This is a genomic window from Bacillus sp. EKM206B (assembly GCF_011066015.1).
Taxonomy (GTDB): Bacteria; Bacillota; Bacilli; order Bacillales; family Bacillaceae; genus Bacillus; species Bacillus velezensis.
Map to the genome: position 1 here is coordinate 43,038 of NZ_JAAMNL010000013.1, position 23,438 is coordinate 66,475.

A 23,438-nucleotide genomic window follows, 5' to 3' on the forward strand; every position below is an offset into this window, starting at 1 on the left:
AAGACCACTCCAATGTAATCATTAAATAGAAAGCGTTTACACAAATAATTAAAATAAAGCAAAAATAATTGCCGAAACAGTGATGACACCAATAATCGTAACAAAAACATTACTGATTTTATTTCGATATATTTTTAATACGGGCAGCTTACGAATGGCATACATAGGGAGCAACAATAGAATAACAGCCCCTATCGGTCCGCTGATGCTTTCAATGATGCCTAGAATACTTGGGTTGATATAAGCTATTAGCCAGCAAGTGACAAACATAAAAAACAGAATGATAAAATCTGTTTTTTTCTTATTATTTCTTGATGGAAAAACCTCAACAATGATATCCCGCATGGCCTCATAGGCTCCTATATAATGTCCTAAAAAGGATTTCGTAATTGCGACAAATGCGATAATCGGGGAAAGACAGGCAATAAACGCTGAATGAAAATGGTTGGCGAGATAAGTGAGAATTGAGATGTTTTGTTTCTTTGCCATAGCAAGATCTGCCGGCGACAAACTGAATACACAGCTGTATACAAAAAATAAAACAGTAAGTATCATCAATATATAACTGTATTTTTGTATTTGGGCACATTTATCATCAGCAAATTTGTCTCCATAACACTGCCTTTGAGCTACAACGAATGGTGAAATCATTGAATAATGATTAAATGAAAGCACCAGGACAGGGAATGTCATCCATACCGTCATGAACATCCCTTGGCCTGATCCGGATAATGATAGGTGTGTGACATCCAAAATGGCTGTATTCCATTTAGGTATCAGATAGATCCCCATCAGACATAACGAACCTATAAATGGATAAACTAACAAACTCATAGTCTTCATGATCGCATCCTGACCAAAACGCACGATAAACAGTAATCCTGCTATTAGAAATCCGGCAGTTAAACCCCTTGGCGGCTCTGACATGTTCATTTGATTCACAATAAAGCTTTGAGCTGTATTTGTAATGGCAACTGAATACATTAACAGGATGCTGTAAATCGCAAGAAAATAAATGACAGTGAATACTCTTCTTGCTTTCGCTCCAAAGTATTCTCCTGTCACCGCTAAAATCCCGTCTGTTGCAGAACCTGCTGATAAAACAAATCTGGCCAAAGCTCTGTGAGAAAAGTACGTAATCGGAAAAGCCAGAACAGTGATGATCATCAGAGGCAGAATGCCCCCTATTCCCGCATTAATTGGCAAAAAAAGCACGCCCGCGCCTATTGCTGTGCCAAACAGGCCTAAGACCCAAATTGTATTTTGCCTGCACCATTTAGCCGGATCTTCATAAGAGGCATTATTCGATGAAGAACTCCGGCACCGCACATCCACATCCTGTTCTATAGACATATTTATCCTCCCGAAAAAAGTATGTCATGCTCTGGAATATCACGAATTACCATGAAGCCGGGCAGCTTTTCACTCGTATATATTTATCCGGAATACGCGATGACTTCAATTTCAATCTTCACATCTTTAGGCAACCGGCTTACTTCAATTGTGGATCTCGCAGGACGATGGTCTCCAAGATATTTACCATATTCCTCGTTAACAGCATAAAAATCACCTAAATTTTCAAGGAAAATAGTCGTTTTCACTATATTTTCGATTTTTAAATCCTCTGATTTCAGAATAGATTCAATGTTTTTTAAGACTTGAATCGTTTGTTCCCTAATATCAGCCGGAACTTCATCCGTGTTTGGATTAACAGGAAGCTGTCCTGATAAAAATAAAAAATCTTGTACTTTAATGCCTTGAGAATAAGGTCCGATCGCTTTTGGTGCTTTTTCTGTGAAAACTGCTTTTAACATAATAATCACCTTCTCCTTATCGATGTAAAATTCAAAATATTCTTCGCAAAAAAACTGAATTGCTTTCAGTTAAGAGTAATATATCACATATCTCATATTAGTCAAACAGAATATTCATACAAAAAAGCCTGACGAGTTGTCAGGCTTTTAATTGGCTGTTTAAAATAATTCGAGTCAGACTGTTTTCCCAATTACTCCTTATGGCATTCAGTCCTTGTTTAAGATCTTTATTCTTTATTGCGTCTAATATTTGATTGTGTTCACTGCAGGATGCATTCATTGCATGATTTTGACTGAAATACCGAATTTCAATTCTCTGTATTTTCGTTTTTTGTCCTTGCAATAATTTCTGCAGTTCAGTATTATTTGAGACTTCAATGATCTTTTGATGAAAGGCATTATCCAATTCCAGCGCTTTTACCTTATCATCCATCTCCATTATTGCATTCATTTGCTTATTTAATTTTTCCATCTCGTCTATATGATCTTGCGTAAATCTTGAAAGTGCCTGCTCAAAAGCGAGACACTCGAGAGACCAAACGACCGAGTAAACCTCTTTCGCATTTTCCAGGTCAATAGGTGCTACCACTGTCCACCGATTAGCTTTCGTTATGACAAGACCTTCATTTTCAAGCTGAAGCAGCGCCTCCCGGACCGGCGTGCGGCTGATTCCGAGTGTCTCAGATAGATCTTGATTTCTCAGTCTTTCTCCCGGCTCAAGCTTACCTGTTATAATCCACTCTCTCAGAAACTGATAAGCTTCAACTTTCATAAATGTTCGTTTTAATTGGTGCTGTTGGTTCATTGTCACGTTTCCACCTCTTTAAAACATCATTTTACATGTAATATACCACATTTTAGTATATCGTTTGCGAAAAAGAAGAGTTGCTTTACATTCCGATCCATGTATAATGTGATATATCACATATTGGAAGGGTGAAGAAATTTGTTTGCGAATATTGATTGGGTTTCGAATCATTTCAGATCTGATACGTTACCTCAGGAATCTTCCTATTTCTCTGCAGAGGAAACAAAAAAAGCGCTTCATTTTCATTCCGGCATTCCCGGCTATCAAGCAACACCGCTTCACTCGTTAAGAGGTCTCGCACAATATCTCGGCATAAACAGTCTTTATGTCAAAGATGAATCTAAACGCTTTAGCCTTAATGCTTTTAAAAGCTTGGGTGCTTCATATGCGATTGCTTCTTACTATAGTGAAAAACTTAAAATCGACCTTAATTCCATTCATTTTAACGAATTGGTTGAACTTGTAAAAAGCGCTCCTTCTGCTACATTTGCTACAGCTACCGACGGTAATCACGGAAAGGGACTGGCATGGGCGGCTTCCCTTTTTGGACAGAAAGCAAAGGTATATATGCCGAAAGGTTCTTCTCCCGCGAGATTGGAAGCCATTAAACATTTAGGTGCTGAGGCGTACATTACAGATTTAAATTATGATGACACTGTTCAAATGGCGGCAGATTTATCTGAGAAACATCATTGGATTTTAGTTCAGGATACGGCTTGGGAAGGATACAAGCAAATTCCTCTCTCTATCATGCAAGGATATACAACAATTATTGCAGAAATATACAAACAAAATGAAGATTTCTTCAATACAATCAGTCATGTTATCCTTCAGGCTGGAGTGGGATCTTTCGCTGCTTCAATGGCAGCTTCCCTATTAAATGCAAAAAGCGGGAATAAGCCCAAAATCTCCATAGTTGAACCCGAAAGCGCAAATTGTCTGTACCGGTCAGCCCAAAGCGCCTCTGGATCACCTGTCCGAGTATACGGTGATCTTTCTACAATGATGGCTGGGCTTGCCTGCGGCGAACCCAACCCATTCGGTTGGAACATTTTGAGAACATGCAGTGATTATTTCTTTTCTTGTAATGACAAGATAAGCGCATTGGGGATGAGAATATTGGGTAATCCTATTGATCCTGATCCAAAGATTATTTCTGGTGAGTCAGGTTCCGTACCATTAGGTTTGCTGCATGAGTTAAGTAGAAATACTTCAATGGAACAGATAAAGAAGAAATTAGAATTAGATCAATCATCTAATGTGTTAATCATTAATACAGAAGGTGATACTGATCCGGAAAATTATCGGAAAGCGGTTTGGGGAACAGATCATTAAAACAACGGCAACATGTTTGTTTTAACAATTTATAAAAAGCCTTAACTTTGGGTGAAGTTAAGGCTTCCGAGTCTTTCGGAGTTTTGATCGTTTTTTGTTACAGGCTAGACCCAGACATCATTTTCAGCTGTTTGATCAGTTATTTCCTGCCCGGTATTCACAACACCTTTAGGTTCTACAAGCAAAATGTTACACTCTGATTCTGCATAAGGTTTATGTTCAACATTTTTCGGAATGACAAACATTTCACCTTCATTTAATGTTACTTCTCCATCACGAAATTCAATGATTAAATTACCCTTAATGACAATGAAGACTTCATCTGTTTCGTCATGCTTATGCCAAACAAAATCCCCTTGTACCTTAACAAGTTTAAATTGATAATCATTCATTTCAGCGATTACTTTTGGAGACCATTGATCTTGGAACGCAGCCAATTTCTCTTGAAAATTAATCGGTTTATATTCCATTCTTTCCCCTTCCCGTGTAAAACTCAATTATTTAACTAGTCCCAAATTAAAGGCCTGTCAACCTCAGCAGTTCTGAGATAGTCTAAAAGCTGACCGGTATGTACGGACTCATGGTAAGCGATTCTTAATAACATGTCTCCTAGTTCGCGAATATATCCAACATCAGACCTGTCAATCTTTATATTTGTTAAATCTGTTTCGTTTAACGATTTGATGAATGTCAAAAACTCGGCCCGATACGGTTTTGCAAATTCTAATTCTTCGTTTACTGTGGTAAACGTTTTTGAATCATAAGGATTAATAGTTTCCTCTGAAAACTCACTCATGTTTTTCATTAAAATTTGATGATAAAGAAATTCCGCTTCTAATATGTGTCTTATCATTTCTTTACACGACATGGCTTCGGAATCCGGGCGCCAGTCCATTTTTTCCTCAGGTATAGCTGTCCATAACTTGATGCTTCGCCGTCTTACCTCTTCAAAATGTAAAATAATAAGGTCAATTGTATTCAAGTGTTTTCCCCCTTTTATTTTTAAATAATTCTCCTTCTTCCCGGAAAAAACCTCTTCAAATAAAAAACATATTCTTTCCCGACTCGCCGGATTGATAATCAAACCATTTTTAAGATAAGAAGAGATTCATTCATCCATACAATAGACTCTGGTTGAACATATACTGAATGATAGTTTTCATCAGAAAGGAGAAATCAGCTTTGGCAAAATATCGGATCATGACCTTTGACGGGGGCGGTACCTTAGGTGCTTTAAGTTTACAGCTATTGAACAGACTGGCTGAAAAAAATCCAGCATTAATAAGCCGAACCCATGTATTTGCGGGAAATTCAATCGGTTCGTTTACTGCCCTTGCATTAGCAAGCGGAAGATCTCCGAAGGAAACACTTCAGTATTTTGAGGATGAAATCCTGCCCGCATTCAGCACTTCCCGGCCGGGCGGACCTGTTTTCAATCAGCAATTACCATACTCCGGTTTTATTAAAGCGGTACGAAACTTTTTCCCGCCAGGCCTTCGTCTTAAAGATGTAAGAAAACGAATTGTTGTCCCTTCATTCAAATTATACTCCCCAGCACTGGATCGTTGGACGCCCGTATTATTTCACAACTTTCCCGGCTCTCCCTATTTAAATGAGAAAGTGAGCGATGTCATACTGCGGAGCAGCGGTGCTCCCGCGACGCAGCGAGCCTATCAAAATTACGTGGACGGATATGTAGTGGCAACCAACCCCAGTACGGCCAGTATCGCGTTTGCGGTTGGTAAAGCCAACGTGCCATTGGATCAAATTGCGGCGCTATCCATCGGTACAGGTGAAGCCCCGACTCGGTTAAGGAGAGATACGAGGGGGTGGGGAATGGTAAGTGCGGATAACATACGTCCCGAAAATCTGAAGAACCTTCCTCCAAATTGGGGAGTCCTTTTGGACAGGTCGCCTAATGAACCTTTACTGCCATTTCTTCAGATGATCTCCGGCGGAAATGGCTACTATGAATCCATGGTCAGCGCGAATCTGCTGGGAGATCGCTTTTTCCGGTTAGATCCGCGGATTCCTAACTTCTCCAAAACAGACCCTTCCGTGGTTCCCGCTGTCATTGAAATTGCGAACAAAACCAACTTACAGCCTGTGAATACATTTATAGAGAAAAACTGGAACAACAACCATTAACTAAGTTAGAAGTTTATAATAATTCAATGAACAAAAAATACCAAGGGACTCAACACCCTTGGTATTTTTAATGCAGCCGAGAGGGTTTGGACCTTTACGGGGTGTTTATACGCTGGGCATTCGATAAAGTGAAAGCTTAGCTTATTACCACCCGGCATTTCAAGCACTGAAGTTAAGCATTACATCCAACAATCGGGCCATTTAATTGAATAGGACTACTCAGTAGTCGCTTCCCATTACGTAAGAAAAGCGACTTTTTAGATTTGATTTTCAAGTTCCTTTGACAAATTTTGAAAAGACCATTGACTATTCAGTTGAACTGTATTAAGTTTAACTATATAGTCAGACTGAATAGAGGATGAGGATATGAAACATAAATTATTACCGCTGTCTGAAACCATGCATTATATTTTATTAGCTCTGCGTGAGCCGCTTCATGGCTATGCCGCCATGCAGAAGATCGAAAAGATGAGTAACGGAACTGTTATTTTAGCAGCCGGCACATTATACGGCGCGATTGAAAACTTGAATAAGCATGGCTGGATTGAACCTGTTGGAGAATCGGGCCGGAGAAAAGTTTATATGATAACTGCGGAAGGAAGCGCCATTTTGAAAATGGAACAAAACAGATTACTTCATATTTTATCCCTGTACGAAGGAAGTGAATCGAATGAAGACATTTAAGATGTTTTTTGATATTGAAAAAGAGGAGCAATGGCTGAACGAGCAATTACAAAAAGGCTATCGCTGTACAAATATCAGCGGATTAGGAATATACACTTTCGAAAAAACCGACAAAAAATATGTGATGCGACTGGATTATCAAGATTATTTATCAAAGAAAAAGTTCAAAGATTACAAAGAGATCTATGAAGACTTCGGCTGGGTTTATATAAATGGCCCTTGGGGGCTTGGAACTCGATATTGGCAAAAAGAAGATGATGATCAAAATGAAATCTTCTCGGATCGCCAATCAAAGAGTAATTATTATAAAAGACTAATGAGTTTTTCATCTTGTTTTGGGTTACTGTGCTTGTTTTATTGTAATATGCTTTACACGAATTCAGGTTTGTATTTAGCTGAAGGTCTGTGGAGTATGGAAGGCGCAATGTTTTGGAAAGCATTTTTATTTGAAACTCCATTTGCCCTTTTGAGGTCGCTTCCCGCCCTTATGGCTGTTCTATTTGGCTGCAGTTTCTATAAAGCGTATCGAAAGTATTCAATGTTAAAAGAACAATAACGCGGGGAAGTTACATTCAAAGAAGTAATCGAGGATCATGTATTTGCCGAAGCCGGGCGCTTTAACGGAAAAAAAGCGCCCTGAATTTGCTGATAAATCAGACGGCTTATTTTGTTAATAATACATACTTATTTACAATGGCTTGAGCGAGACAGGCTGATGAATCAACAAAGGTAAGTTCGCTGCTTTTTTGATCCGTGACCATATTTAAATCCGTACATGCAATGATAACCGTATCAACCTTTTCTGCTAATTCACGGTGTAATTCATCATATAATGTACTAGCCTCATCGATTTGACCTTGTTTAATCTTTTCTATTATGTGATCGACATAGATTTGCCAACTATCTTGATGTAAAAAATCATAACCTTCTCTGTTTAACGCTTTTTGAAATATTCCAGATTGAACCGTAGGAACAGTGGCTAAAAGAGCTGCTTTTTTGGAGCCTTTAGGTATTTTTTTTATGGTTTCATCAATCATGTTTAGTAAAGGGACTGAAAGCGATTTTTTTATTTGGTTAAAATAGATATGTGCGGTATTACATGGGATTGCAATAAAATCAACACCCGTTTTTTCAAGCTTTACAGCCCCCTCAATAATTGCCTTTTCCATGTCCGTATGATTGAGAGGTTTATTCATATAGAAAGGAGTCGGACAAGAATAAATCATCATATGAGGGAAATCCATGTCATGTATTGCTCCATATATTTTTTGGCACTCGTCTACTACCTTTTCTACAAATGGCCCAGTAGATTTTGGCCCCATTCCTGCCAGTATTCCAATCATAACTGTCCTCCTCTGTAAAAATGTGTACGAATACGATCACGATGAGTTATTCTTGTGTTACGCATCTGAATCTGCTCTCATTTCTTTTTGGCTGTCTTCTCCTATTTTTTCATTTCATTAATCGAATTATCATATCTAATTCCGCCGCACGAAGAAGAATGGCAGATACATTAAGGTTATGAAAGCTTGTTTTCATTACACTCTCTATCCTCCACTTTCATCATTTCTATATGTTTTCATGAATTATGGTTAAAAAACGGTGATTAAATTGTGCCCATATAGATTAGTAAAGTGTCATTGATGTCAAGTCATGAACTCCTAAAGGAGATTTAATAACTCATTTTCAACGAAAAACTGATCTCTGTTAATTAGTCGAGATTCCAAGATATACACGGACCAATTGAATTGATCTTTCCTTTTTTGGGAATCCCACAGGTTCCCTCTTGTTTTGATGTTTTTTTCAAAAAAGTTATTGACACAAATAAACGACCATGTTATCATTAAAAATTTGATATCTCACTTCATATATGATAACCTTAAGTTAAGTTCCCATATATGGAGGTGGATTATATGTTTCAAATTGGCGATAACATTGTTTATCCAATGCACGGAGCAGGTACAATTGAAGCCATAGAAGAAAAACAATTCTTAGAGGAAAAACAACAGTATTATGTCATAAGAATGTCAATCAGTAATATGACAGTTATGATTCCAACGCGTAAAATATCGAGTTCAAATATACGGCCAGTTACTGATATACGTGCATTAAAACACATTATACACATTTTTCAGCATGGAGAATCAGATAGGTTACTGCCGTGGAAGCAAAGGTATATAGTAAACACGAACAAAATAAAAACGGGTGAAATACAAGAAGGCGCTGAAGTTGTACGTGATTTAATGCGTATGAAGAAAGAGAAAGCACTTAACTCAAGCGAAAAAAAAATGTTGGATAATGCATATGAATTTTTGATTAGTGAACTGGAAGTCATTAAAGGAATCACTGAAAAACAAATAAAAAGTTTCTGTTAAGGTTAATGATAGATAATTTTTCAGAATATTACGATTAGACATTCAACTTCTTCAACTTACTTTTTAAACATTAACCGCTTTTATTACTCCTCAATCTAATCTGTTTTATTTTTTCTTCAACGAACACTTGAATTCTCGATGAAATAGTCACTTGATTTTTGTAATCCTGATTCACACTGGCACGGACAAGGAGCCGTAAGGATGGAAGAGAGGCAGGGCTTTCATTGTTTTAGGTCTAAGTGATTATTTCCGGAAGAAAAAACAACCACTCCCCTCTTTATCTTTAAGAATTCCTTACATCTCTTGCGACAGTGAATAGCAGTTGTTTATCTTCTTTTCATAAAAGAGATATGCGAATTGTAACAAAGAATAACATACAGTTACCTTGAGAACATAAAAACAAATCATTTATATATATTCCACATATCGTCAATCCGGTATGTTATACTGTAAACAATCCTTTGAGGTTTTAAACCTTTTTCTTACCTTGTAGCATCTGTCCCTACTCGAACGTTGAGTAGGGTTTTTTATTCAGTATGATACAGAGAACATAAAAAAACAGGCCCTATATAAAGAGCCTGTTTGTATAAACGATTGAAGATTAAGCAGTTTTTTGAACGTTAGCAGCTTGAGCTCCACGAGCACCTTGCTCAACGTCAAACGTTACTTTTTGACCTTCGTCTAAAGATTTGAATCCGTCACTTTGGATTGCAGAAAAGTGTACGAATACATCGTCTCCATTTTCACGTTCGATAAATCCAAAACCTTTTTCTGCATTAAACCATTTAACTGTACCTTGTTCCATTTTTGTTGCCTCCTAGTGTATTACACATTGTATTACTATCCTTGCCCAAAGTATCATCAAGACGAAAAGTCGATATTCATACTATCCTTTACACGAACAAAAATAATTCTCCTTTATCATAGCACGAAACGGAAATAACTGCAAATTAATAATATGTTCATTCATGTTTTATTTGTTAAACGTGCGGCAGGTTTTTTAGTGAGAACCTTCATTTGTAATTTAGAAGTTTTGACGGACCCCTTACCGTACTTAATAATAAATATCATGTTGAGAGGTGTATTTTTAAAAAGCCCACTCATGAAAACGAGTGGGTTTACAAAAGCTCTAACTAACCCGCAAAGGTTTTAGCCAGAGCTATTTATACGTATTTTTTTGATCCAACTCACTAAGCACCTGCTCTGTCATCAGCTCGATAATATTCATTGGAACATGATAAATCCCCTTTTTCATAAAAATAATCAGCTACTCTGATTGCAAAGTTTTCAATGTCTGCGTACATTCTTAAAAGGAAAATGCCATTAGCGATGACGCTAATGGCACCCTTTGTTTCTACTCAGTAACTTATTCAGCTTCTCCCACAACTGTAAAGCGTTCATTTATATGTTTTGGATTTTCTATTTCATCCAATACTGCAATTGCATAGTCTGCATAGCTGATATAACTTTCGCCTTTCGAATTCACCAGAAGATGATCTTTTCCTGACTGATAAAATCCAGTTCTTTTCCCGTCTGGGTCAAATAACGCTGAAGGACTGATAAATGTCCAGTTAATATCAGAAGCTTCCTTTAGTTCTTGCAAGTTACGACCTTGCCCTTTAGCTGTTGGAATAAAAATCTCCGGGAAATCAGGTGTATCCATTACACTGACAGTTTTATTTTCGTCTACATAAAGACTCCCTGCTCCGCCTACAATTACGGCTCTTGTACCCATTCCTTTTAATGCCCTAATTAATGCCCGGCCAGCATCTACATGTGCCTGTTCTTCTCCTAATGGAGCTCCGAAGGCATTAACTATTACATCTAACTTTTTTAGATCATCCGATGTAAGATCAATTATATTTTTTTCAATGATTGAAACCTTTTCCTCTTTAAGTTTTGCAGCATCTCTTACAATTGCAGTTACTTCATGTCCCCTGCTTACCGCTTCTTTCAAGATAAGACTTCCAGCTTTTCCGGTTGCACCAATGATTCCAATTTTCAATTTAAAGTCCTCCTAATCATTCAAAATTTTACATGTAACCATATTGATTACATGTAATAATTTTAGTTACACCTTATTTATTTGTCAATACTTTTATCATCTTGTTAATTGAGCATATTAGAGTGAAATAAACTTGTAATACATTCAGTTACAAGTGTACTATAAAGAGTGTAAAGTAATTAGGATGGTGAAGAAATCATGTCTATTAGCAGCCGTTTTGCTGTAGGAATTCATATATTGGCTCTTATTGAAATAAATGAAGACGGAATTAGCACTTCTGAATTTTTAGCTGGAAGTGTAAATACAAATCCCGCCTTAATAAGAAAAATTATGGGGATGCTGAAAAAAGCAGGTTTAGTAAATGTACGGCCAGGTATTGCGGGAGCTGAATTAGCGAAGGATTTAACTGAAATCACCTTACTTGATGTTTATAGAGCAGTTAATGTTGTTCAAGATAAAGAATTGTTTAGTATACATGAAAATCCCAATCCTCAATGTCCTGTAGGCCGGAACATTCAAAGTACAATTGGTCCAATATTTGAAATCGCCCAATCTGCCTTGGAAATAGCTCTTGGACATATAACAATTGAGGATGTGGTAAAGGATATTATCGAAAAAGAAAAATCGGCCGATAATTGTTAAATGATTCACAGAAAATCTTTTATAAGACTGGGGATAAGAAAAATCAATAAAACAAAAAGGGACTGGATCATATTGAATCCAGCCCCGAATTGATATTGATTTTTTGATTAAAAAAAAATGGATTTTTAAGCAGTAAGCTTGCGAGAATTTTCTTCCGGCTGCTAAAACGCAAGCTGAATATACTTCCCGTCATCATATACAAGAATTATGGCGTTATCTCTTTTGTACTCATCTGAATCTGCTCGCATTACTTGACAGTAACAGATAAATTTCTATAAACAAAAAATACCAAAGGTGTCAAAACCCTTGGTATCATAAGGATCAGCCGAGAGGACTTGAACCTCCGCAGGTTATTCATCCGCTGGGCCCGCCATCTATATTCACAAAACTATTGCTCAGTTGTCAGCATGTGAAGTAAATTACGAATTTCCTTGTTATAACTTTTAATTTCTTCTTCATTACAACCGGTTTTATCAAATACTGCATTAGGGATCATTGTGACTTTTTCTTTAAACTCATTCCCTTCAGTTGTTAACGTAATAATTACACTTCGTTCATCCTCTTTTGAACGCTCTCTTATAATAAGACCTCGCTCCTCAAGTCGTTTTAAAACTGGAGTTAATGTTCCGGAGTCCAGATATAATTCTTCGCCTAAACCTTTAACAGATATTTTTTCCTTCTCCCATAAAACAAGAAGAATCAAATACTGTGGATACGTAATTCCTAATTCTTTTAAGAGAGGATGGTATAACTTTATCATTTCACGGGAAGCTGCATAAATCGCAAAACATAGATGATTACTTAACAGTAATTTATCATCATTCTTCATGTTAAATCCCTCACAATATTTATATTCATTACTACACATAATAGCATAAGAATTACATTAAGTAAAATTGAATAACTGACAATTTAATTAATCATAACTTATGCAAAATCAGAAAGAATCTATCACCAATAATATGATCTCCTATTTTCTCAATATGGTTATTATGTACACTAACTTTAAACTGCGGAAAACTGTTCTTTATTTTAGTCTAATCAATCATTTAGAGGATTTTAATTGCTAATTTCAATTGAGAACAATTTAATTTTCAAAAATTTAATTGACAACGCTGATTATATTGATTAAAATTCAATTGTGTTAAATTTAATTTATAGGAGTGTTTGATGATGACAGTATATTTTACAGCAGAAGCTACAACAAAAGGCGGAAGAGAAGGTCATGTAACATCTAATGATCTTATTATTGATTTGGATTTAGCTATGCCAAAACCAAATCAAGTATCCACTGCTACAAATCCAGAACAATTATTTGCGGCAGGCTATTCAGCTTGTTATGACAGTGCTCTTCATTTAGTGGCCCAAAGACAACGATTAAAAATCGAATCAGCTGTTACTGGTAAAGTAAGTTTATTAAAAGATGAAAGTGATAATGGTTATAAAATCGGAGTTGTTCTGGAGGTGGAAATTCAAGGGGTATCTCAAGAGCAAGCGGAAGAATTAACACATGCAGCTCATCAAGTATGTCCATATTCTAAAGCTACTCGCGGAAATATTGATGTACAAATCATTACAACAGCAATGTAAGACGAAAGATGCCAAGATCAATAGGCAATAGAATAAAAAAATTTGATTAAAACATATAGGTGACCAGCCTTCAAATAAGGAGTGAGATTGATGTTAAAGAAAGTACAATTAGAAAAAGCAGCTCAAGAATTTGCAGAAGCAACCGCGAACCCACCCTATCTATTCGACCTTGGACCTGAGAAAGGACGAGAAGCTGTAGATGAGGTTCAATCTGACCCAATTGATAAACTGCCAGTTGATATTGAAGATATTATGATTTCAGGAGGACCGAGCGGACAGGTATCAGTAAGAATAATGCGCCCGCAGAATGCACCTGCGCACCTTCCTGTCATCGTGTACATTCATGGGGCCGGCTGGGTATTTGGTAATGAGCATACACATGATCGGCTCATCCGTGAGCTAGCAGTCGGAGCACAAGCTGCTATTGTCTTTCCAAATTACACCTTATCTCCAGAAGCAAAATATCCGACAGCCATTGAAGAAATCTATGCAGTAGTGAAGTGGGCATCTGAAAATGGCCGTGAGAACGGCATGATTCCCGAGAGTCTAACAATTGCAGGTGATAGTGTTGGAGGCAATATGGCTGCTGCTGTCACGCTAATGGCCAAAGCACGAGGTGACTTGAATATCCGGCAACAATTACTTTTCTATCCGGTAACAGACGCTTCTTTCGATACGGAATCCTATCAACAGTTTGCTGCGGGATACTTTTTACGCAAGGATGCGATGATGTGGTTTTGGGATCAGTACACAACCAATTCGAACGAGCGTGCTGAAATTACAGCATCACCTCTGCGTGCAACTGCTGAGCAGCTTCAAGGGCTTCCACCTGCATTGATTATCACAGCTGAAGCTGATGTACTTCGTGACGAGGGAGAAGCATATGCCAATAAACTTCGTGAAGCTGGTGTTCCGGTCACTGCCGTACGTTTCCAAGGTATCATTCACGATTTCGTGATGCTCAACGCCTTAGCTAAAACTGAAGCTGCGCGCGGAGCAATTGACCTCGCCGCAACCTGGCTGCGTAAAGGGTTTTAATCCATTTATTGTTTCGTCACATAGAGACTGCTGCAAATAAATAAAAAACAAACAGATCCACTCAAATAATTGAGTGGATCGTATATTGGAATAATGGAACTTTTGATGAGCTTTTTAATCGGGCTGGTTATTATTTTGTTGTTGAGATGTCCCCCTAATTGAAAAGCTAACTCCACAACAAACTCCATTTTTTCACCAGTTCACCCTCTTCATATCCAAAAAACCTTTGTTGATAAAAACAATAGGATTATTAGTTAGCGTACAAGTTCTCGTTTTCTGCTTTGGACCCCATACAGAAAATAAAAAGCCAGCTCTCCTTCGGGAGAAGAACTGGCATAACAAAGCTTCTTGCTTCTTATTTTGCTGTATTGCCCGGACCTTTTAATTTCTCTTTGTTCTTGCGTCAATGTTTTATTATTAGGACACAACCAATAAAATAATGACGATCGAGAATAACAACGCTGCTTTTGCAAAGCAGTGAGCCCTCCAGAATATAAAAGAGCTGCAGTCATTGCTGCTCGGATAATCCCAGCTTATTCTGAGTCTGTATTTCGAGTAGTCGGTCAATTAAATGGATGTTTTTTTTCATTCCTTTTCTGTTTGTTCCATTTTCCACCACAGTGAATCTTTTGGATTTTCAACAGCTTCTTGAAATTCAGCTTTAGAAGCAACTGTTGGGTAAGAACCTTTTAAAGATTTACCTGAAGTATCTTTAAATAAGGTTAACACAACTATTAAGCCAATTAAACTGACTGCCAATAAATAAAAACCCGGCGCCAAATTGTTTCTTGTCACATGGGTTAACCAAGAAGCAACTAAAGGTGTTGTTCCGCCAAAAATAGAAACTGATAAGTTGAATGTCCAGGATAATGTACGATATCTAATGTCAGTATGGAACAACGTAGGTAAAGATCCTGGCATAGTACCTTCGTATACAGATAATACAATACCTAACATTAAAAGTCCTATAAATAAGAAAGTTATATTCCCCATATTAAGAAATTGGAAAGAGATAATCGAAAATACAATTCCTAATACTAATCCAATTGCTATAACTTTTTTATTTCCTAATTTATCTCCCAGTTTACCAAAAGTTAAAGCGAACGGTACCATAATAATCAATACAATTGCTGTAACCGGTGTACTTATATTATCACTTATACCAAGGTTCTCATCTAAATAAGAAGGCATATACCCTAACAATAGGTAATTGGTTATATTGAAAAATGCCACAAATACGATACATAAAAAGATATCTTTTTTATATGTTTTAATGACTTCAAATAAACCTGGTTGTTGTTCTTGGTTTTCAGAGATGTCATTTTCAAAGATTGGTGATTCATCTAAATGACTTCTCAAATATAAACCAAATAATCCTATTGGAATACTTAAGAAGAAAGGAATTCTCCATCCCCAACTATTCATTTGAACATCAGATAAAGTCCAGAAAAGTACTGTAACTAAAACAGAAGCTACTATATAACCAGATAATGTGCCGATTTCTAAACCGCTGCCTAACCTTATACGTTTATTATCTGGAGAAGATTCTGCGATATATACCATTGCCCCAGCGTACTCTCCACCCACAGAAAAGCCTTGCAGAATACGGGCAAAGAGTAATAATATAGGGGCCCATACACCAATCTGATCATAGGTAGGAAGCACACCAATTATTAAAGTAGATAAAGCCATCATTAAAATAGTAATTGTTAATACCATTTTCCGACCAAATTTATCACCCATTTTACCAAAAATAATTCCGCCTACCGGTCTAAGTAAGAAGGCAATTGCAAATGTAGCAAAAGTAAATATTAACTTTAATTCATCGTTTTGAACCGGACTGAAAAAGTTTTTACTAATAATAACTGCCAAATAAGAATATAAAGCAAAATCAAACCATTCCATCGCGTTTCCTATCCCTGTAGCAAACACGCTTTTCTTCGCTTTTTGAATGTCTACAACGTTAATTTTTTTCTTGTTAAACTTCATTTAATAATATCGACTCCTTAATTATCAAATCCACATTATACAAGCGTATAAACGGTCCAAGCATGCAGTCCCAGAATGTATAGCGTAAATCTTCTCTAAAGTCTGGGGGTTTCTGTTTCACCTGATGGAGAGCTAACGGCATAGTGGCTGATTGGTTCAACTGTACCTTAAAAGACTAGACTAATATCCATATCAGCGCCAAATAACATTGTAAACCAGGAAAAAGGATGAAATTCAGTGTTTTCGCTGGTTTCCTTAACTTATTTTTGCCGATTGGGCTAAAAATAATACAAGAAGCAACAAAAAGAGAAACAGCCAACAGATAATACCAGCCAAAACGGTTAGTGACATATCCTCGGGCTGCGGTTGGTATTTTCTGCAGACTATTTGGAGAAATGATTCCCCTTCATACAGCTCTATTGTGAATATGATCACAATCGATAAAAAACTTTATTTCTTAAAAGTATCCTAAACCTTTATTTTAGTTCTTCCATTACGTCTTCCAATATGTTTATTATAAGATTGAGGTCGTTCCTAAGAATTATTTACTGATTCTATCTTTATTACCCCACAATCAGGTGAAACAAAACACTATAAACGTAGCATACCTTTTTAAAATCTGACAAGCCCAACAGGGTGGTAGAAACCCGGCTAAAGCCAAGCTAGTCAATGGATAGAAGAAATTTTTTTGTTTTTCCCAAGGAATAACCGTCTGCGTTTAATCTAGCCCAATTAGAAAGAAAAAGAGCAGGAGTAATCCTGCTCTTTCATTCAAAACTTTAATTTGTATGAAGAATTTCGTATACCTTTTCGACTTTCTTTACCTATTAATCAGTATACAGACTACAACAGAAATAAGTAGCACCGGGTATGAAATAATGGATGCATTTAAACAGGCCAATCACCGACAATTGAATTTATTGCATGACACCTAACAAAATTATTTTTTAAATCCAGCTGGAAATAAAGAAACATTTCTTAGGTAATGGTTTTATTTTTGGTAAATCGACATGTATTTGTTTCCCCTTCCCTGTAATCCAAATGTTTCGATATGAACATTTAATCCTTTCATACATTTATCACAATTTTAACAAACTATTAATTGAACTTGGTAAGTTGAACAAGGGTTATACATTGAATTTTTACAATCGCAAACTGTCATATGTGGCCGTCATATCAAAAGAATCTCTTTAAGGTGTTGTTTAGTGCTTTCGTTACGGCGACTATCGACAAATAAGAACCAAGCAAAGTATTGTCCAGATAGTTTGAGTATTTTGATCACTTTGCAAATAAGTTATTGAAAATACACTACCTAAAATCACTGCAGCCAATAGACACCGGCTGATTTTCACCACGGGTTATTCACCCACTAGGCCCTCAACATTGTGAATCCGTATCACTGATTATGAAAGCTTATTTTCATTACACTTTCTAACATCGCCTTACATCATTTCTATAGGTTTGAATGAATAATGGTTAATAATTGGTGAGTAAAAACCCCCTTAATTACCCACTTCTAGAAATCTCATTACGTTCAATTCATTACCTCTTATTCAACAATTTTTTCGAACTTCACATCCTATCCATGGTAATATTTAGATATAAACTTACTGAAAGGATTGTCCAATGAAAGTATTTGAAGCAAGGTCTTTGTTATCTGAAGCTGAAAACCGAGCAAACGATTATAAAGAATTGAAAAATCAAATGATTAATTTGAAAAAAGCATTTAAGGCTGTTGCTGATCTTGATGATAGTGAGTTCTCTGGGAAGGGAGCAAACAATATTAAAGCATTTTTTCACGATCACTCCGGGGTAGCTGATCAATGGATTGATTTCATTGATATGAAAATCGCTTTCCTTACTAGTATCTCCGGTATTCTGGAAGATGCCAGCTTATCCGATGCATATGTCGAAGAATCCTTCTTAGAACACGAACTGACAAACGCATATAGAAAATCACAAGCAATGATGTGCGAGCAGAAGAAAGCAATGAAAGATATACTGAGTGATATTGATGACATTCTTCCACTTGATTTATTTTCAACAGAGGCTTTTAAGGATGAGCTCTCGTCCGCCGAAAACAAACGAAAAAAAATTATTGAGAAAATAGGCGATACAGACGAGAACTTAAAAACTGAATATGCAATGACTGAACCTAACGAACAATTTATTAAAGCAGACTTTCAAAAGTTACAGGAATCAACAGGTAAGGGCAAAAACGCTTCACCCATACATTATAATGCCAAGGCTTATCGCGAGAGTGACATACATAAGAAAAAAGGCGATATCGAAAAGCGGTCTGAAGCTTATTTAAAGATCAAAAAAGAGGAAGCTAAAAAACGCGAAATTAAAGATTTGAAAAAACAGCTTGTAAATGTAACAGATCCTGACGAGTATTTAAAAATGGCTAAAAAAATTGGATACGAGAATTTGGAGCCTGACCAAAAAGTTTATTTCCGCCAGCTCGAAGAACTTCAACAAAAAGCCGATATCGGAAAAGGTATTGCAGTTGGAATGTATGAAGCCGGTAAAGATACCGTGATGGGTCTCTATCAGCTTGCAATGCACCCTATTGAAACGCTTTCTGGAACGGTGAACGCAGTCTTACATCCAATCGATACTTATAAGATCATAGCAAAAGACATAGAAGACACTTTCCAACGTGATATGATTAATGGAGATAGCTACAGCAGGGCAAAATGGGTGTCCTATGTCGGAAGCACTGTTGTTCTTGCAATAGTTGGTCCGAAGGGTATTGATAAAGTATCCAAAGTTGCAAAAGCCGGTTCAAAATTTGCTGCAATTAAGACACTTGAAGTTTCAAAAACAGGAATAAAAAAAGGGATTGAATACGTTAAAATACCAAATGTTTTTGAACAACAATATGCAATAGCTGGCGGTTCAGGAACTTTTCCTTTCAACACAATTGACGGGGTGAGTTATAAAAACTCTGCACTTGAAGTTTTTAAGAACCAGTCTGCTACACATGGTATAAAAAAAGCAAAGCCGCATGAAGTTGTAAACGAATTAGAGACTTTTCAAAGCAGGAAATACATTTTTGGAGGACAATCATTTCTCATTGATAAACGTGGAATGAAGCATATTTTAGAGCGCCATCATCCTAGTTTATGGGATGGTTCAGTTAAGTCTCGTCAATCTTTTCTCAATAAAGAGATGACTGTTAGCGATGTTGCAGATGCGATAGAATCAATCATGAAACAAAACCGTGAAGAGTTAGTACAAAAAGGAACAAAATTCAGTTATCAAATTAGAGGAACGTATAAGGGTCAGCAATATGTTGTAGGCTTTCAAAAAGGAAGAGTAGGTCAATTCTATCCGGAAAAATAGGAGAGGTAAGAATGTTTTATATACAATCATTAATTCTCAAGCCAAATAAGAAGATAAAGGATCTTTCAGTCTTAAAAAATAATGTTGACGATTACTTTGTCCCACTTAACAATATAGGGGAACTTAAGAACATGAAATCACAGTTAGATCCCTACTATTTATCTGGGGCGATTATTTTAAAATATGGTGAACAAGATTTGCTTGATGTCACCATGTGGGACTTGGTTGATCAATTGTGGGCTTATTTTTTGAATTTAAGTGAAGAAACAATCGAAAAAGGAGAAGGCGAAACTTTTTTTCCAGATCAACCCCTTCTGTTGAAAATGAAATTAATATCGAATGATATGCTGTTATTTGAAATTGACCAAAAACAAAAAGTAATACTGCCGAAACTTGATTTTTTTGAAATACTCTTAAAAAATGCAAAAGATTTCTTTGAAACTATGATTTCTGTTTTAGAAGAAAACTGTGATTATGACTACGAACTCAATAAGATCGATGAATTGCAAACCAAAATTAAATGTGTGTGAGGCTAAATGTGAATTAATCTGGAGTGAAAAAATTCGTTGTTGAGAATAAAAAATATTCAATTCTTACTGGAGGCGTCACTGACAAACAAATCTTTTTCATAGTGAGCATCCACGCATTTTCTTATTTTATCCATCAAAACAAAAAATATCTCTTGAAAAATCCCTTTAGGGCATTGTTCAGCTGCCTTTTCTTACGGTTATTTATTCTCTCACAAATAGCACAAGATAGTGGATAAAAAGATGAAGAGTAGCAACTTGTCTACTCTTCTTTTTAAATGGGAAATATTTAAGATAGAGGTTGGGTTCTCCGCCCCACTCACCAATATAAATTACATCCAAATAGCTTGCCCAACAACACTTTTTATCCGACCTAACCAGTGGTCTCCAATTCTCTCTAATTCTAGTATTTGATCATCATTCGCGTCAGCTAAATCCCCAACTGTTTTGAAGTTACTACTCTCTAAAATTTCTATTCTTCTAGAAGTCAAGCCATACGGATATGCATTTGATTTTTTAAGCACAGAGATTGGTTTTTCTAAAATCCCTAGAGACCCATTTCCTTTTAATTCAGGAAGAATTATATTATCTAATACACCTCGTTTATATATTTGAGGATATTCCTTTTCTATACTATTCCATTTCTTGAACAAATCCGTCGTGAGTCTATTCCCCGGGATAACTTCCAACAAACTTGATAAATTCAAAATATATCTAGTTCCTCTTCCACCACTTTTCATTGCTCTGGATGAATCTCGTTTTACAATAAAACCAGCATACTCCATTATTTCGAAAAGTTTTTTTAGCCGTTCAATTACATCTCGATGAATTAAACAAGAAGGACCATACCCTGGCCTGTCCACAAAGTAACTAACTTCTTTATATAGCGTCTCTGTAAGCTCTCTAGTAGGCCTTATTAAGGGTTCATATTTTCCAAGCTTCGGTTCTAATTCTTCAAGTAAGGGCCAGTAGTATTCTGTTGCTAAATGTTTTAATGTTGCTTCAATTTCACGGAGTCCAATTACTTCATGTTCTTCCGATATTTCAATAATGTGATTAATTGCATAAATAAATGCTCTTACATTACCCGTAACTGCTCTACCAACAAATCCCGAAAAATCCTCAATAGAAACTTTTAAGAACTCTTGAAGCGAGGAATTTGAATACCGCCTTTCTAATATTTCCTTAAAGAATGACGTAAAAGATGGGTTTTCCTCATTTCGTGAAATATCTATTACTGTTGCATCATTAAGCAAATCAAATCTAGAACCGAACTCTGTAACACCTGGATAAATAGTCGCTTTACATGAAATAGTATTGCTTGATAAAGTTCTGAAGATATCAAAAAATTCTTTTAAAGATGTTTCTCTACCTATATGTGCAGCATCATCAAAAAACAGTATTATACGTTTTTCAATTTTCTCAGATAGATTCGTAAGTTCACTTTGAATAGTCCCGATTTCTGAAGCAGGACTGAAATCATCAACAGGAATATCTATATACTTGTCGATAGCAATTCTTATTTTATCTATTAGTAACTTACAAAATATATCTTCATAATCTTTCCCTTCTGCCCTAAGTAAGGGCAGGTGCCTAACGCTCACATAAACTCCCAGAACATTTTCAGAGAGATCTCCTTCATTCGATCTAAAATAAGCTTCTTTTAATAATGCACTTTTTCCACTTCCTCGCCCTCCCCTTATAAGTACCGGTCCATGAGCTATTAATTTTCTTATAATTTTATTTTCATACTTAGAAAAAGTATGATATTTACGAAACTCTTCATCTGGAAAATCTTCTGCTGCCAATATTAATTTGCTATCAAATAAATCACTCATAATGATTCTCCACCCAATCATATAATTTTTGATAGATTACAAAAGCGTTATCATAAGGCAAACGACAAATACAAGAGTCTATATAATGACTAACAAGTCCAATAATAGAACAAAATTTCACAGCATCTAATAATAATTCGACTACAGTTGATTTATCATATATTATTTCTGGTTTAATCAAAAATTCACTATGTACCCCCTTGGAAAGGGATGAATAAATTTTAGACGAGCGTGTTCTTAAATACTCTGTGAATTTATCTGGGTCAACTGAACTTCGGTAATAATTTAATGATTCATCATCTTGAATGGTCTCATCATCAATCAACATCTGATAAGCAGGATTCCAAAATGTATCACCATATGCATCTCCAAAGAGGCCTCGCCCTACCTTTTGAAATTCTTTATCTGGGTTCCATATAGCACCGTTTGATTTTTTTTCAAAAACATCACCATTCCAATTTATCGCTCCACTTGATTTCTTACCAATACTATAGCTATCTAAAGATTGAATTTTGTGCACGTAAATCAATCTAAAAGGATCAAATCTTCCTATTAAAGCTGAACATGAAGATTCCAATATGTTTCTTGCATAAAAAGGGCCTAATAAGGTCAAATCATCACTATCATTAGTTAGTAAAACATTAATTCTTGTTTCCATGTTTTTTATATTATTAAAGAGTACATCATACAGACTTTCAATTGATTTATGTTGAGCATAGTCACCACAAATCAATCTTGCTAGATCATCCATAATTTCATAAATCCTCCATGTTATTTTAGATCAATTCTACCACAATTGAGGTTAAATGAGGATGACCTTCATTTCTAATTTATCTCTTCTTGTTTCTAATCGTCTATTACAAAATAACCGAATTCCAAAGGAAGCTTACTATGTGGTTAATGATAAAATTTTCTACAGGGTTGCATTTTCTGCATAAAAAAATAATACCAAAGGTGATTAAACCCTTGGTATCATTGGGATGCGGCCGAGAGGACTTGAACCTCCACGGGTTATTCACCCACTAGGCCCTCAACCTAGCGCGTCTGCCATTCCGCCACGACCGCGTGCTATGAAGCTGTCTTTCCACTAAGCATATAAGCTAGTGATGATGATCAGCACTTTGAAAAGAAAGTGCGGGTGAAGGGACTCGAACCCCCACGTCATAAGACACTAGATCCTAAGTCTAGCGCGTCTGCCAATTCCGCCACACCCGCGTGACAAGTGGTGAGCCATGAAGGACTCGAACCTTCGACCCTCTGATTAAAAGTCAGATGCTCTACCAACTGAGCTAATGGC

Annotated in this window: 23 protein-coding genes, 2 tRNA genes and 3 pseudogenes; 10 read left to right on the forward strand and 18 right to left on the reverse strand. The window is 36.4% G+C overall.

Annotated elements, in window-relative coordinates:
• Positions 1-48: 48 nt before the first annotated feature.
• The 3 genes from G9F50_RS18105 to G9F50_RS18115 form a co-directional block, all read right to left on the reverse strand.
• Positions 49-1,359: an aromatic amino acid transport family protein gene (locus tag G9F50_RS18105; protein WP_202274281.1), complete on the reverse strand. Its 1,311-nt coding sequence runs from the start codon at positions 1,357-1,359 to the stop codon at positions 49-51.
• 77 nt (positions 1,360-1,436) lie between these two features.
• A complete protein-coding gene (locus tag G9F50_RS18110; protein ID WP_060563146.1) occupies positions 1,437-1,814 on the reverse strand; it encodes a RidA family protein in 378 nt (125 codons plus the stop codon).
• A 139-nt stretch (positions 1,815-1,953) separates the two neighbouring features.
• Complete coding sequence (locus G9F50_RS18115; protein WP_060563145.1) at positions 1,954-2,619, reverse strand: GntR family transcriptional regulator; 666 nt, start codon at positions 2,617-2,619, stop codon at positions 1,954-1,956.
• A 141-nt stretch (positions 2,620-2,760) separates the two neighbouring features.
• Here G9F50_RS18115 and G9F50_RS18120 point away from each other — a divergent pair, with 141 nt between their 5' ends.
• Positions 2,761-3,957: a diaminopropionate ammonia-lyase gene (locus G9F50_RS18120; RefSeq protein ID WP_060563144.1), complete on the forward strand. Its 1,197-nt coding sequence runs from the start codon at positions 2,761-2,763 to the stop codon at positions 3,955-3,957.
• Between the two features lie 104 nt (positions 3,958-4,061).
• Here G9F50_RS18120 and G9F50_RS18125 read toward each other — a convergent pair whose 3' ends face one another.
• Positions 4,062-4,427, reverse strand: coding sequence for a cupin domain-containing protein (locus tag G9F50_RS18125; RefSeq protein WP_015416896.1), 366 nt, complete (start codon positions 4,425-4,427; stop codon positions 4,062-4,064).
• 35 nt (positions 4,428-4,462) lie between these two features.
• The gene (locus G9F50_RS18130) at positions 4,463-4,939 is read right to left on the reverse strand and encodes a DinB family protein (RefSeq protein WP_060563143.1); all 477 of its coding nucleotides are present in this window, start codon (positions 4,937-4,939) and stop codon (positions 4,463-4,465) included.
• A 200-nt stretch (positions 4,940-5,139) separates the two neighbouring features.
• Between G9F50_RS18130 and G9F50_RS18135 the strand changes: the two genes are divergently transcribed.
• From G9F50_RS18135 to G9F50_RS18145, 3 genes are all read left to right on the forward strand, one after another.
• The gene (locus G9F50_RS18135) at positions 5,140-6,105 is read left to right on the forward strand and encodes a patatin-like phospholipase family protein (RefSeq protein WP_060563142.1); all 966 of its coding nucleotides are present in this window, start codon (positions 5,140-5,142) and stop codon (positions 6,103-6,105) included.
• Positions 6,106-6,471: 366 nt separating this feature from the next.
• Positions 6,472-6,789: a PadR family transcriptional regulator gene (locus tag G9F50_RS18140; protein ID WP_012116900.1), complete on the forward strand. Its 318-nt coding sequence runs from the start codon at positions 6,472-6,474 to the stop codon at positions 6,787-6,789.
• The gene (locus G9F50_RS18145; RefSeq protein ID WP_060563141.1) at positions 6,776-7,345 is read left to right on the forward strand and encodes a DUF2812 domain-containing protein; all 570 of its coding nucleotides are present in this window, start codon (positions 6,776-6,778) and stop codon (positions 7,343-7,345) included. Before G9F50_RS18140 ends, G9F50_RS18145 begins: the two co-directional genes overlap by 14 nt.
• A 106-nt stretch (positions 7,346-7,451) precedes the next feature.
• Here the strand turns inward: G9F50_RS18145 and G9F50_RS18150 are convergent, their stop codons facing one another.
• Positions 7,452-8,132 (reverse strand): aspartate/glutamate racemase family protein, encoded by a 681-nt coding sequence (locus G9F50_RS18150; protein ID WP_060563140.1) that lies wholly within the window; start codon positions 8,130-8,132, stop codon positions 7,452-7,454.
• 570 nt (positions 8,133-8,702) lie between these two features.
• Here G9F50_RS18150 and G9F50_RS18155 point away from each other — a divergent pair.
• The gene (locus G9F50_RS18155; RefSeq protein ID WP_060563139.1) at positions 8,703-9,164 is read left to right on the forward strand and encodes a CarD family transcriptional regulator; all 462 of its coding nucleotides are present in this window, start codon (positions 8,703-8,705) and stop codon (positions 9,162-9,164) included.
• A 601-nt stretch (positions 9,165-9,765) separates the two neighbouring features.
• Here the strand turns inward: G9F50_RS18155 and cspC are convergent.
• The gene (cspC, locus tag G9F50_RS18160; RefSeq protein WP_003156143.1) at positions 9,766-9,969 is read right to left on the reverse strand and encodes a cold shock protein CspC; all 204 of its coding nucleotides are present in this window, start codon (positions 9,967-9,969) and stop codon (positions 9,766-9,768) included.
• Between the two features lie 561 nt (positions 9,970-10,530).
• A complete protein-coding gene (locus G9F50_RS18165; protein WP_060563138.1) occupies positions 10,531-11,169 on the reverse strand; it encodes an NAD(P)-dependent oxidoreductase in 639 nt (212 codons plus the stop codon).
• 198 nt (positions 11,170-11,367) lie between these two features.
• Between G9F50_RS18165 and G9F50_RS18170 the strand changes: the two genes are divergently transcribed.
• Complete coding sequence (locus G9F50_RS18170) at positions 11,368-11,811, forward strand: Rrf2 family transcriptional regulator (protein ID WP_060563137.1); 444 nt, start codon at positions 11,368-11,370, stop codon at positions 11,809-11,811.
• Between the two features lie 164 nt (positions 11,812-11,975).
• On the opposite strand, the pseudogene G9F50_RS20730 reads toward G9F50_RS18170, so the two are convergent.
• Both G9F50_RS20730 and G9F50_RS18180 read right to left on the reverse strand, forming a co-directional pair.
• Positions 11,976-12,059: pseudogene (locus tag G9F50_RS20730) on the reverse strand (cystatin-like fold lipoprotein); the annotation flags it as partial.
• 140 nt (positions 12,060-12,199) lie between these two features.
• Positions 12,200-12,640 (reverse strand): MarR family winged helix-turn-helix transcriptional regulator, encoded by a 441-nt coding sequence (locus G9F50_RS18180; RefSeq protein ID WP_060563136.1) that lies wholly within the window; start codon positions 12,638-12,640, stop codon positions 12,200-12,202.
• A 341-nt stretch (positions 12,641-12,981) separates the two neighbouring features.
• Here G9F50_RS18180 and G9F50_RS18185 point away from each other — a divergent pair, with 341 nt between their 5' ends.
• Together G9F50_RS18185 and G9F50_RS18190 are read left to right on the forward strand one after the other, a co-directional pair.
• Positions 12,982-13,401: an organic hydroperoxide resistance protein gene (locus G9F50_RS18185; RefSeq protein WP_060563135.1), complete on the forward strand. Its 420-nt coding sequence runs from the start codon at positions 12,982-12,984 to the stop codon at positions 13,399-13,401.
• Positions 13,402-13,491: 90 nt separating this feature from the next.
• A complete protein-coding gene (locus G9F50_RS18190) occupies positions 13,492-14,439 on the forward strand; it encodes an alpha/beta hydrolase (RefSeq protein WP_060563134.1) in 948 nt (315 codons plus the stop codon).
• Positions 14,440-15,024: 585 nt separating this feature from the next.
• Here the strand turns inward: G9F50_RS18190 and G9F50_RS18195 are convergent.
• The 4 genes and pseudogenes from G9F50_RS18195 to G9F50_RS20670 form a co-directional block, all read right to left on the reverse strand.
• Positions 15,025-16,428, reverse strand: a complete 1,404-nt coding sequence (locus G9F50_RS18195; RefSeq protein WP_060563133.1) for an MFS transporter — start codon at positions 16,426-16,428, stop codon at positions 15,025-15,027.
• A gap of 38 nt (positions 16,429-16,466) precedes the next feature.
• Positions 16,467-16,831, reverse strand: a pseudogene (locus G9F50_RS18200) (BCCT family transporter); the annotation flags it as partial.
• A 739-nt stretch (positions 16,832-17,570) separates the two neighbouring features.
• Positions 17,571-17,695, reverse strand: a pseudogene (locus G9F50_RS18205) (IS1595 family transposase); the annotation flags it as partial.
• A complete protein-coding gene (locus tag G9F50_RS20670) occupies positions 17,652-17,780 on the reverse strand; it encodes a hypothetical protein (protein ID WP_223204396.1) in 129 nt (42 codons plus the stop codon). The gene G9F50_RS20670 and the pseudogene G9F50_RS18205, both read right to left, overlap by 44 nt.
• A 274-nt stretch (positions 17,781-18,054) precedes the next feature.
• Between G9F50_RS20670 and G9F50_RS18210 the strand changes: the two genes are divergently transcribed.
• Both G9F50_RS18210 and G9F50_RS18215 read left to right on the forward strand, forming a co-directional pair.
• Positions 18,055-19,776, forward strand: a complete 1,722-nt coding sequence (locus G9F50_RS18210; RefSeq protein WP_165406577.1) for a ribonuclease YeeF family protein — start codon at positions 18,055-18,057, stop codon at positions 19,774-19,776.
• Between the two features lie 11 nt (positions 19,777-19,787).
• Entirely contained in the window at positions 19,788-20,306 is a 519-nt protein-coding gene (locus G9F50_RS18215) for a hypothetical protein (protein WP_069013123.1), read from the forward strand.
• Between the two features lie 329 nt (positions 20,307-20,635).
• Here G9F50_RS18215 and G9F50_RS18220 read toward each other — a convergent pair whose 3' ends face one another.
• The 4 genes from G9F50_RS18220 to G9F50_RS18235 all read right to left on the reverse strand — a co-directional run bounded on the left by G9F50_RS18220 (position 20,636) and on the right by G9F50_RS18235 (position 23,356).
• Positions 20,636-22,141: a P-loop NTPase family protein gene (locus G9F50_RS18220; protein WP_032873009.1), complete on the reverse strand. Its 1,506-nt coding sequence runs from the start codon at positions 22,139-22,141 to the stop codon at positions 20,636-20,638.
• Positions 22,134-22,892, reverse strand: coding sequence for a hypothetical protein (locus tag G9F50_RS18225; protein WP_069013124.1), 759 nt, complete (start codon positions 22,890-22,892; stop codon positions 22,134-22,136). Before G9F50_RS18225 ends, G9F50_RS18220 begins: the two co-directional genes overlap by 8 nt.
• A 230-nt stretch (positions 22,893-23,122) precedes the next feature.
• Positions 23,123-23,206 (reverse strand) — tRNA-Leu (locus G9F50_RS18230).
• Between the two features lie 68 nt (positions 23,207-23,274).
• Positions 23,275-23,356 (reverse strand) — tRNA-Leu (locus G9F50_RS18235).
• Between the last annotated feature and the right edge of the window lie 82 nt (positions 23,357-23,438).